The following is an 11,607-nucleotide window of genomic DNA, read 5'->3' as shown; positions in this document are numbered from 1 at the left end:
TGCTCCTTTTCAACTGTCTCATCAAGTGCTTGCTTACTCTTTTGTCTCCGTGCTCGACGAGTCTTTATCGTTTGATGATTTGCCATATTTCTTTTGATATTCATCTAATTGTTGTTCATATGTTTTTAACTTTTGATCACGCTCTTCTCCTGATAGATCCGGATTATTTTTCAGCGATTCAATTTGTTTAACAAGGCCGTACATAATAAGTTGCGGATCATCAAGTGTCTTAGCTAAATCTAATGATTTATCAAAATTACCTTTTCCGTTATACATCCAATACAGCAAATATTTTTCATCACTTTTCAAACTAATATTTTTCATAATCATTTTTTTTTGATCTTCACCTAGTTTTTCAACTGTAATGTATGCAAATGCTAACTCATATTTAGATGCAATCGGTAATGATTCAAATTCCTCTTCATTTAATTGTGTAATTACTTTGTCATAATCAGTTGCTATGAAACTCGCATTTGCTTCTAATAATTTATTTTGATAAGGAAATTTTATAAAAGTGAAATATATTAAAGGAGCAGCTAAAATAACTGTCGCCGCTATGAAGGAAAAAGCTAAGTATTTAAACGATTTATAGCTTTTTTTAGGTACTAACTGCATATTTTTTTCTGTTTTTGTTTGTTCCTTCTCAAAGCTGTCATCAAGAAACTGCAGTAATGCATCTAAGTTTTCCATTTGAGCAACTGTTTGTTCAAATGTTGTTTCTTTTGCATCTTTTAGTAACCCAGCATATAAATCATCAAAATTGTGCTTTTCGGAGAATAAAGCAATAATTAGACACTTATATTGCGTTAAAAATTGCTCTTCTAACAACGGGGTTGGTGGAACAATATCTCGAATTCCTCTATGTATAATACTTGGCATTAAATTCGCATTAAAAACTAAATTGTCTGGATGTAAAAAAAACGTGATTCGTTTATTTAAATATTTACGAAACTGTGCAACATTTCGAAGCAGTCTTAATTTCTCATTTCTTCCAAAACGGCTAAGATCGTTCCACTTATTTAATTTTTTATCTACTTGAAATAGAAACGTAAACATATCATCCGTTTCTTCTATCGTTAATGGTACAAACTCAGATGACGCGCCCGTAATTATATCGAATTGACGGAAATCTTTTATACGTGTTTGAGATTTTGTCATCTCCAATTTCCAAATTTCTTTTTCTATTTGAAATTGATAGTTCATTGCATCAATTTGAATTGTTTTTTCCGTCATGTTTATCCTCTTCCCCTTTTCTTTATAACCCGTAATAACTTAACTTTTTTCAAATAACTAAAAGTAAAAAATATTCTTTATAGAACTTGTAATATATCTCCATCTGTTATTTGGTGATCAATTAAACGATCATTATCTGTTAAAACAATCGATTTATTTTTTACTTTCATTACAAAATGTGAACCTTCATGATTATCAATCTTTAGCGTATCTAATAAATTTTTTAATAAATATTTTATAGATTGATGATTCGGAATACGCAAGTCATATGTATTTCCATTCCACTTACTAAAATCTACTGTTACGTTAATATGCGTTTGTATCGCCATTACTTTACCTCCAACTTTTTCGAAGAACCGTATAAATACCGATGCAAATAAGTACAACGCTGCCTCCTAACAACAATATTATTGTTGTACTGATTGGCTTTTCATTCATTGTTTGATTACTCGCTACTTCATCAGCGCTTTTTCTCACAACATATTCACTACTAAACAAACTATTTTTCGTATCTTTCATACGATTTATTTCTTTTTGTTTTGTAAAAAGAGAATCTCGCAAAGATTCCATCTCTTTTTGTTCTTTCTTTTTCTTTTGCTGAATTTCTTCTTCTATTTCTTCGTTAAATAACTCAATCGATGCTTTATCTAATTCTGTTTCCTTATGTTCCTGTTTATTTTTTTCTTGGTCTTTATCTTCAAAGCGGTCCACTTTAAACTCAATTTTTCCATCATCACCAAGATAACTGTCAGCCGCGCCCCTTATCGGTAGCGCGACAAACAGTAAAAGGAAACAGATAAATGACAACTTAACCACTATGCTCCATTGTTTGATCATTTACTTCTTTTTCCTCCCATTTCTTATGCCATACAAATAGATTACTAACTAATCCTATAATGGCAATTACAAACAATACGATAAAAATAACTTTTCCAGTATCTTTACCGCTAATAAAATCATTTAGAAAACCTTCTATATATTGAAGCGGTGAAAATTGACGTATTTTTCCAACACCGGAAAGTTGATCTACTTTACTTCCAACTGCTTCAGTTAAAAATAGATACATACTTAAAAATACTAATAAGATAAACATCCCTACCATTTTCATTTGTCGCAGTAAGTATGTTGAAACTAATACAAACGCCATCATAATGATTGTGATAAACGCAATCCACAGTAAACTTTGATCCTGACCGAATTTTAAAAGACGCCCTGAAATGCTTCCTATGATTATCCCTTCTACAATCGAAATTCCGAATGCTACTACTGTAGTTGGTACATTCATATCAATTAAAGAAAATTTCTCTTCAAAATGATCTGATTGCGTTCGTTTCTTTTCTTGATTCGCAATTGCGTATGCTGTAAATAACGCAACAATAAAACAAGTTAACACGATTAAGTATGGTGTAAAAGCATTACCAGCTACAATTACCCCATCATTTTGTTTCTGAACTGGACTAGATAAAAACTCATATAGCATCTCATTTTGACGATCTCCAATACGACTATTCGCCAAAATCTTCGTAAAGTTTTTTGAGAATTCTTTATCATCTTCCATTTTCTTCGTAAAATCATTTAATAAAGAATCTGCTTTCGAAACAATTGTCGTTCCACTGTCTTGAATGTCTTTTGCTTGTCCATTAATTTGGTCAAATGTTTTATACACTTCATCTGACGTCGCTAAACTATGCTTCGAACTTTCCACTAATGACTGCGTTTGCATCGTTAAAGATTTAATACCAGAATCTAACGATAGTACAGCTGTTTGTTCACCAGCATTATTAGTCGTTAATACTTGTTGCTCTTCTACTAGCTTTAAACTACTCTCACGCCATGTTGCTAAACCTTTTAAATATTCTCCTAAATTTTGATTCATACTAGCTGCTTGCTGCGTCGTTTCATTTAATTTCTCCGCTAGCAGCATTGAATTTTGATCTGCACTAGTAATGAGTTGTTGGTAAGAGTCTATTTTTTGCTTTAAACCCATCATATCTTGCTTTACTTCACTAGTAATACTAGCTGAAACAAGGCTTGAAATTAAATCATTTACATTTTGTTTGTTTAACATATAGTACAGAGACTGCTCTGTTGCAATCGCATCTAAACTTCCCTCTTCAAGCTTAGGACTTACATCATTCGTTCTTAAATCAATTCCATAATACATTTGGTACAGACTCATTAAACCTTGATAACTTTGGACGGTCTCCACTGCTTCTTTAATTAATACATTAGATGTATTATCTGTTAGCTTCTCAGTTTTCTGATGTACAATATGATTATTTGTACGTTCAATTACTGTTGAGCCACCATCTTGGTTTTGGTTTCCACCGTTTCCATTATCTGTTCCCGTTCCGCCTCCTGGGTTTCCTCCGTTTCCGTTATCTGTCCCCGTTCCGCCTCCTGGGTTTCCTCCGTTTCCGTTATCTGTCCCCGTTCCGCCTTCTGGGTTTCCTCCGTTTCCGTTATCTGTCCCCGTTCCGCCTTCTGGGTTTCCTCCGTTTCCGTTATCTGTCCCCGTTCCGCCTTCTGGGTTTCCACCAGTGTCATTATTACTCTGTTCTGTTTTTTGAATGATAGGTTTTTTAGCAGTGTGTACTAGCGGCATTGTTCCATACTGCGTTTTATTAACTACATTTTCCACCTTGCTATTTTCTTTTTTTGTTCCTTCATTCTCTTTATTTGGTTCTTCTTTTTTAGGTTCTTCTTTTTTAGGTTCTTCTGTTCCAGAACCAGTTTCTTTTTCATTTTCCCCATCCAGTTTCCATTCCCACGTTACTGGAGAGAAAACATCTATTTTGACGCTTGGATCTATTAACTTCACATGAAGGCTAATTTTTAAATCTCCTTCATTACGCGCAGGTATTGCAACTGCTCCGTTTTGCAGAAATTCACTTGTACGGTCCACATCATCAATTAATAGTGCATCTGTACTTCCATATAGCTCAAAGCCGCTAGGAATACTTATATTCATAGTTTGCGAAGAATCCATTTTACTTACTTTCGCTGTATCACTGAATGTAATTCCATCTTTAAACAAACTTTCTTTTACTTCTTTAATTGAATTTCCTAAAGATATTTTATTTACAGGGTCATAATAAAAATTATTTTCTTTATTATATTTACTTGTAAATTGAATTACGTTGTTCAGTTGTAATTTCGTTACATCAGGTAAATCACTTTGAACGATTTCTTCCATGTTTAAACTAGGCAACTTTGTAATTAAATTTTCAATTTGTTGCTTGATTCGAATATCCGGTTGTTTCATTAATGAATTTATAACTACTTCGTGTTGTCCATCGTTTGAAATAGATTTTTGTAATCGTTTAAGGATTGTCGCTTGAATGTCGCTCTCTAACTTCCCTGCCAGTTCTGTATCATATTCTGACACTTGTTTTTTTACATCTGTTAAATATTTTTGAATCGCTGAAGCATCAGCTAAAATATTAGGATCTTTCTCTGAAAGCGTAAATTGATTTGCGATAATTTTATTGGCAGATTCCAGTGCGCTTAGCTGCTTTAAAACATCGCCTGTATTCATATCGCTCATATATTGATTAAATTGATTTGTAAAACTATTCGCTAACAGATTATTGTCAGTTTGCATTTTTTGAAAGTTATTAAATCCTTCTAAATACGTATTATTAGATTTATTCCCTTCATCTAAAGCTTGACCAAACCCTTTTAAAACATCCTGGAATCCTTTAAAGCTATTAACAGAAATACTAGTGTAATCTTGTACCGTTTTAAATTGGTTTGTGTAATTTGCCAACGGGCTATGTACATCTTTTTTATACATAGTCGTTTGAGTGGTCCCTTTTTCAATAATTTTACCTATATTATCTTGTGCACCTTGCAATTTACCGATAATACTTGCAAAATAAACGTCGATGATTTGCTTATTAAAATCTTCTAAAATAGCAGAAGCTGTATTTTCCGCCTCGGCTTTCAAATCTTTATTCCCAGTTGCATTTACTTTGTAATTTAACGTTAATTTCTCTGGAAGTTCTGAATCAATCGCAACGGCCTTTCTAGAAAAATCGTTAGGTATTACAATCATCATATTGTAATTATTATTTTTTAAACCACTTTCTGCTACCCCGCGACTAACTACGTACCATTCTTGTTTCGTATTTTTATTTACATTTTTAACAAATTGATCTCCAAACGCTATTTTATTACCTTCAAATACAGTACCTTGATCTTCATTCACCAACGCAACTGTCATTTTTGGTGTAGTATTCTCATTTGCTTTCTTAACATTTTGATTTAACGCTAAATAGGAGACTCCTGTTGAGAGTACAAGAGCTAAAATAATAAACAACAAGATGCTCCACTTGAACTTTTTCACTACCTATCACTCCTGCGACTGCAAGTCTATTAAGTTAAAGACTTCGTATCTTACTCTAGTTTTAAAGTAATTTAGCCATACAACGTATGGTTGCATGGCTAAATTATATAGTTCTTTTTATCTGTCTTATTGTAGACCGAAATTACGAGAAAGATCTTCGTCATGTCTAGCAACAGCTTCTGCAGTTTTATTAAGCTGCATATTAATTTCTTGTAATAGCTGTGCGAAGTTTTGTACTTTTGGTTTTAATTGATTGAATTGTTGATCAAAACCTTCGAAAGCACGACCTTCCCATTCTCCTCTTAATTCATTTTGTAAGTTTTGTAACTGACGTAAAATGTCCTCAATTTGATTTGCCCCTTGTCCATATCGAGTCGCTTTCGATTTAAGCTCCTCTGGTGACATACGAATTTGTCCTGCCATTATTAAATCCCCCTTAAAATTTAAAAATAGTAAAATTAACCCAAAATCAATTCTACAAATTGATTATATCAATAAATTAAAAAATTCTAAACAAAAAAATGATATTTTTCCAAAATTTCTCTTTTACTATAATAACAATATATTATATAATATTAATTTGTGTATTTTTTAATCACACGCTATACATTTATTTTCTGAAAAGCAATAAAACCTTCCATCAAACAATATGATAAAAGGTTATTAAAGTTGTTTAAAATATTTTTTTATTTTTCTCTTCTCCCACTCGCAATATTTTTTCACTTCAAACTCATAATCACTTGCCTTTCAACAAATCCAAAATCTTTATACATTTCTTTTGCAAAATTTTCAGCATATACATTCAAACGAATTTCTGAATACTTCTCCTTCAATTCCTTAATACCAGCTTCCATCAACTCTCGTGATAATCCTCTCCCGCGATATTCTGGAAAAACGTACAGTTCATATATAAACCCAAGTTTTTCACGAGAAAAATAGTCTACATTTTCCCCTATTAATATCCAACCTAGTACTTTATTTTCTTCTTTAATGACTAAATAATATGCTCCTTTTTCTAAAATCGGCTTTGTAATTTCAAGGGCTTTCTCTATACTTAGCTGACAATTCCCTCTCGTCCCTTCAAAAATTGACTGAGCTGCATATTTTAATATTTCATTGGTACCTTCTTGATTTGCCTTAACTATCACTTTTCACAACTCCCCTTGAATAATAGGCATAAGTATCATTTGTTCAAGATTCTCCGCTTCCATAACAATTGCCGTTAATCCATGTTCTGTACTTGTCTCATGAAGCTCTCCCCGCTCCCAAAACACAGCTTGTCCCGCATACATACCCTTCTCCATCCACAATAAGAAGCAGTTGTGATACAACCGCTTCATGATACCCGATAATTCCATTTGCTTGTAAATGCATAGCACCGATATGCATATTCCCTTGATAGTTTACTATTTTCGACATTATGAAATTAGACTGAAATACCGTTAAGTGTTTTCCTACTTTTTCACTAAAATTAAATATCTTCATTTCTAGTCCTCCTTATATGTATAAGACCATCCTTACCGTCTGCATTAAATGCCCCTCGAAGTCTTCTTCAAATTGCTCCAATTCCGCAAAACCTTTCGCTTCATAAAAACGCTTTCCTTTTTCATTTGCTGCTTCTACATGTATGTATAGTTTCCGAATCCCTTTTAATACCGTCAGCCCTTTTTGTAATAAATTACTACCTATTCCTTTTCCCTGCTGATCTGGCAATAAATAAATCGCCCCTAATTCCGCTTCGTTTTGTAGTCTAACAGGTGAGAAATTTGCAAAGCCAATCACTTTCCCCTCTTCTTCTGCAACAAATAAATGTGTATTTTTAAGACGGTATTTCATTTTTTCATCAGAATATGCCTCGTCTAAAAAACGATCTTGAATATCTCTCGGAATAATACCTTCGTACGTATCATGCCAAGCTATTTTCGCTACTGATTGTACAGCATGAATATCTTCTTGCTTCATTTCTCTAATTACATATGTCATCTCGATGTCTCCATTCTCTTTAAATTATATTCTGCTAATATACTAGAAGAAATGGCAGAACCATTTTCATAATTTACCTTAATTAATTTTAATTTCTCAATTGAAGCTGTTGCAAAATCAAATTTTTCATATACATATTCCATTACACTTAAAAACTGATTTGCATTTAACCTATTTGCAATCGTGCAATGCGGAATCCATTTTCCTGGTACGTAATACGAATTTAGATTATCATGAAACGTCTTGAAATAATCATGATAAGAATGATGAAATCTTAACATTTCATCGGTAGTAGTCGGCGCTAGAAAAATTGTTCCATTAGTAGGAAAAGTTCCGATAGAAGGAAAGTCTACTGTAGCCAAATTTTCTTGAGTAGCTACAAACTCCTTTAATTTTTCAATATATACAGTAACATCTAACTCATTATAATCGGCAAGTGTAATATGTGGTTCTACTCCAGCTAGTTGATTTGTTCCAATTATATTTGTTAATTCATTTTGCAATGCTCTAATTTTATTAGTAAATACATCATCAAATGTAGCAATCGTAGCGTACATACTTCCTCACCCCTTCTTTACACACAGCGCTTCCCATTCTTCACGAATCATTCCCATTCGAATAGAATCATAGTACGTTCCATTATAATATCGGCAGTTTCGCATTCTACCTTCTAATCTCATTCCTATTTTCTCTGCTACTTTCATCATTCGTTCATTACCAGACCAAGTCGTAAGCCCTACTCTACCAATCTCCATCTTTTCAAATAGTAAATCTCGATATAATATTAATGCTTCTGTACCATAACCACCATTCCAGTATGCTGGATTATAAATAACAATTCCCATCTCTAACCAACGCGTCGATTTATGCTCCCAATAAAATCCGACTGTTCCAATAATTTGGCCGTTATGTTCTATAATTAAATTTGAAAGCGGTTCTTCTTGTAAACGAACCTGCATCTTCTCTTTATAAGACGGATATTCTTGCATTGAAAACGGAAAATACGGGGCATCCCATTTTTTCCATTCTGGATTTTCTTCTTTAAATACGATATTCCATAATGTTTTTATATCTGATTCTTCTATTGTACGAATAGTAACTTTCTTCCCATTTAATTTAACGTTTTGCATAATTACCTCCTACATCCCTCTTCATTTCATATACAATTATAATATTTTTTCAGAAAAATCAAAACAAATATCATTGATTATATTGTATAATTTTGTTATAAGATACCAATTATTCATTTAGAAAGCTGGTGATTCAGTGAATAATCGATTTAATATTGCTTTATTTCTCACTATTATTACGACAAATATTGTTCTCTATTTCTTCTTACCATCAAGTATTGTTACAAAATAGGACTTCAATGGAACGCCTACATCAACAATGGATAAAAGCACTTTTGTGATCGTAAATATAATTATATGTTCCTTCGTATTCTTTCTATTTTTAGCTTTATCTAAAGCTGCAAGTAACCAGAAATTTCTCCTTTGGACTCGTAATACAATGTTACTATTCTTATTTTTTGTTGATATTGTCATTGCACTTATTGCACTTGGCTTCTCACTTCCTCTTGATCATTTAATATTTTTAGCATTAGGTTTATTATTTATATTAATAGGCTATTTCAGTTCCAAAATTGAAACGACTAAGTCAACAGTTTCATTAGAATGGAATGATAAGCACCTAAAAAAAAGAGCTTCAAATATTTGTAGTATTTCAATGATGATTGCAGGTGTTTTTTTAGCGATACTTCCGTTTATCGTTTCTGCTCCGTATAGAGGTTATGGCATACTAGCGATTATTTTAGGAATGACGATTATCATTTTACCGAGTACAATTTATTTACTTATTAAAGACAGCAAGCAATCTACTCTTTTAAAAAAGTAATTAAAAAAATAGGAGGTTACATCCCTCCTATTTCAGCTTAATGTTTTCTTTTTCTATCTCAACTAAAATCCCTTTCTCTATCCAGCCTTCTACTCCACCTCTTTTAACTAAATCATATCCTGAACAGCTTCCATCAATTAGAACCTATCCTCCTTTATAAATTTTTATAGAAAGAATAACTCACTTTATCATATCCTTCCCTTTCATAAAAACGGTGGGCGTCCAATCTAGGAAACGCTGATGTAAGAGCGATAGACTCACATCCGTATTCCTTTCCCCAGTTCTCTATATACGAAAGCAATACATTCCCATATCCTTTTGAACGATGTGCTTCCGCCGTTACTAAATCATATACAAATACATGTTTTTTGTTATAAAAATTCGTACAAATCGTTACACCAGCAAGGCTAACAACTTCTCCAATTTCATCGTATAAAGAGAATAATTTATAATTCTCTTCCTTCATTTTTCGAAATAAAAAGCTTGCTTCCTCTTTTGAAAGCTTCGTTCGTAATTGCTGTAAAACAGGTAATACTTCATCTAATTGTTCTTCTGTTACTACTTCTTTAACGTTCATTATAACTCTCCCCTAACTATTTATATAATTTTCTAAATGTTATATCATTAGTATAGAAAATAACTGCCTTCATCTTAAGTGACAGATTAATTCTTTTTTATAAGGCCAGTTTATAAAGGAGGGGGGAATAATGGACATTACTATCCCATTGAAATTAAAAAGCAAAATACCAATTTACTTACAAATTTACGAATATATGAAACGAGAAATCGCTCAAGGATCACTACCTGCCGGTACACGTCTTCCTTCTCACAGAAATTTAGCAGTACAACTTAACGTCAGTCGTATTACTGTTGAATCCGCTTATCAACAATTACTAGCTGAGGGTTATGTAGAAAGTAAACTGAAGCGTGGTATTTTTGTAGCGAACGTCGATATTGACGTTATTCCAAACAAAAAATTAGACGTGACAAAGGAAACGAGCAATTTCATAGACGAACAATTTGAATATGATTGTAGCCAAGGACTTATTGATCAAACCGCTTTTCCAATTACACACTGGAAAAGAGCATTACAAGAAGCGATACTAAAGTACGAAAATGCTTTATTTGCTAAAGAAGACCCACAAGGCGAGTTTGTTCTTCGAGATCATATTTCAACATATTTATATCATGCGCGCGGCGTACATGCCTCACCTGATCAAATTGTGATTGGCGCTGGGACTCAGCCACTTCTTTGGCTACTACTCCAACTACTTGGTCCCACAAAAGAATACGGGATTGAAAACCCTGGATTTCACCGTGTACATGCAATTGTTAAAAGTTGCAATCGTAAAATTCATCCCATTCCATTAGATGAAAAAGGAATTCATATTTCTAGCTTATACAATACAAAATCTAATGTCGCATACGTTACGCCATCACACCAATTTCCACTTGGGATGATTATGCCTTTATCCAGAAGATTGGAATTGTTAAAATGGGCCAATGATTGCAACGGATACATTATTGAAGATGATTATGACGGGGAGTTTCGCTACGCAGGTAAACCGATTCCTTCTTTACAAAGTCTTGATTCAAATGAACGTGTTATTTATATGGGGACTTTCTCAAAATCTTTTTTACCTTCTTTACGAATGGGATATGTTGTTTTACCACCACATCTTTTAAAAACATATCAGAATTTGCACGGTATTTTCAAACAAACAGTCTCTACTATGCAACAACTTGCTTTTGCTAACTTTATACAAAGTGGCGGTTGGCAGCGTCATATTAATCGAAGTCGTACGTTATACAAAAGAAAACATCACACGTTAGTAAAATCCATAAAAAAAGAAATGGAAACTAACGTTCAAATTCTCGGCGAACAATCAGGGCTTCATATTATTCTACACGTCCATAACAGTATGAATGAAGAAGAACTTATTGAATCTGCTAAGAAACAAAGTGTTAAATTATATCCACTTTCTCCATATGATTTTGTAACTGATTTACGCAAGGAATCATATATTTTAATCGGTTTTGGTAGTATTCCGGAAAATAAAATTGAAACGATAGTTACGTTATTGAAGAGCGCTTGGTTCCCTAGTTAAACTAGGAATACATTAACAATTCAACAAAATAAAAAGAAGGCT

11 protein-coding genes and 2 pseudogenes are annotated in these 11,607 nt (G+C 32.9%); 2 read left to right on the top strand and 11 right to left on the bottom strand.

Annotated features, from left to right (window positions below):
* Positions 1-33: 33 nt before the first annotated feature.
* The 10 genes and pseudogenes from essB to ACQKNI_RS15670 all read right to left on the bottom strand — a co-directional run bounded on the left by essB (position 34) and on the right by ACQKNI_RS15670 (position 8,694).
* The gene (essB, locus tag ACQKNI_RS15715; RefSeq protein ID WP_088230466.1) at positions 34-1,233 is read right to left on the bottom strand and encodes a type VII secretion protein EssB; all 1,200 of its coding nucleotides are present in this window, start codon (positions 1,231-1,233) and stop codon (positions 34-36) included.
* Positions 1,234-1,310: 77 nt separating this feature from the next.
* The gene (locus ACQKNI_RS15710) at positions 1,311-1,562 is read right to left on the bottom strand and encodes an EsaB/YukD family protein (RefSeq protein ID WP_001007572.1); all 252 of its coding nucleotides are present in this window, start codon (positions 1,560-1,562) and stop codon (positions 1,311-1,313) included.
* Between the two features lie 4 nt (positions 1,563-1,566).
* Positions 1,567-2,070 (bottom strand): type VII secretion protein EssA, encoded by a 504-nt coding sequence (gene essA, locus ACQKNI_RS15705; protein WP_088230468.1) that lies wholly within the window; start codon positions 2,068-2,070, stop codon positions 1,567-1,569.
* On the bottom strand, positions 2,042-5,581 hold the full coding sequence (gene esaA / locus ACQKNI_RS15700; RefSeq protein WP_427282490.1) for a type VII secretion protein EsaA: 3,540 nt from the start codon (positions 5,579-5,581) through the stop codon (positions 2,042-2,044). The genes essA and esaA overlap by 29 nt, the downstream gene beginning before the upstream one ends.
* 126 nt (positions 5,582-5,707) lie before the next feature.
* On the bottom strand, positions 5,708-6,004 hold the full coding sequence (locus tag ACQKNI_RS15695) for a WXG100 family type VII secretion target (protein WP_000918601.1): 297 nt from the start codon (positions 6,002-6,004) through the stop codon (positions 5,708-5,710).
* A gap of 296 nt (positions 6,005-6,300) precedes the next feature.
* Complete coding sequence (locus ACQKNI_RS15690) at positions 6,301-6,729, bottom strand: GNAT family N-acetyltransferase (protein WP_088230470.1); 429 nt, start codon at positions 6,727-6,729, stop codon at positions 6,301-6,303.
* A pseudogene (locus ACQKNI_RS15685) lies at positions 6,726-7,066 on the bottom strand (cupin). Before ACQKNI_RS15685 ends, ACQKNI_RS15690 begins: the two are co-directional and overlap by 4 nt.
* Before the next feature lie 12 nt (positions 7,067-7,078).
* Complete coding sequence (locus ACQKNI_RS15680; RefSeq protein ID WP_098252270.1) at positions 7,079-7,564, bottom strand: GNAT family N-acetyltransferase; 486 nt, start codon at positions 7,562-7,564, stop codon at positions 7,079-7,081.
* Positions 7,561-8,121, bottom strand: coding sequence for a 2'-5' RNA ligase family protein (locus ACQKNI_RS15675; protein WP_098252269.1), 561 nt, complete (start codon positions 8,119-8,121; stop codon positions 7,561-7,563). The genes ACQKNI_RS15680 and ACQKNI_RS15675 overlap by 4 nt, the downstream gene beginning before the upstream one ends.
* Positions 8,122-8,127: 6 nt before the next feature.
* On the bottom strand, positions 8,128-8,694 hold the full coding sequence (locus tag ACQKNI_RS15670; RefSeq protein WP_098252268.1) for a GNAT family N-acetyltransferase: 567 nt from the start codon (positions 8,692-8,694) through the stop codon (positions 8,128-8,130).
* 136 nt (positions 8,695-8,830) lie between these two features.
* Here ACQKNI_RS15670 and ACQKNI_RS15665 point away from each other — a divergent pair.
* A pseudogene (locus ACQKNI_RS15665) lies at positions 8,831-9,457 on the top strand (DUF1648 domain-containing protein).
* A 154-nt stretch (positions 9,458-9,611) separates the two neighbouring features.
* Here the strand turns inward: ACQKNI_RS15665 and ACQKNI_RS15660 are convergent.
* Positions 9,612-10,034, bottom strand: coding sequence for a GNAT family N-acetyltransferase (locus ACQKNI_RS15660; RefSeq protein ID WP_098252266.1), 423 nt, complete (start codon positions 10,032-10,034; stop codon positions 9,612-9,614).
* Between the two features lie 130 nt (positions 10,035-10,164).
* Here ACQKNI_RS15660 and ACQKNI_RS15655 point away from each other — a divergent pair, with 130 nt between their 5' ends.
* Positions 10,165-11,565, top strand: coding sequence for a PLP-dependent aminotransferase family protein (locus ACQKNI_RS15655; protein WP_144559798.1), 1,401 nt, complete (start codon positions 10,165-10,167; stop codon positions 11,563-11,565).
* Positions 11,566-11,607: the final 42 nt, after the last annotated feature.

Source organism: Bacillus sp. NPDC094064 (genome assembly GCF_050279585.1).
GTDB lineage: Bacteria > Bacillota > Bacilli > Bacillales > Bacillaceae_G > Bacillus_A.
Note: the sequence above shows the minus strand (reverse complement) of the source record. Positions and strands in the feature narration are given on the sequence as shown.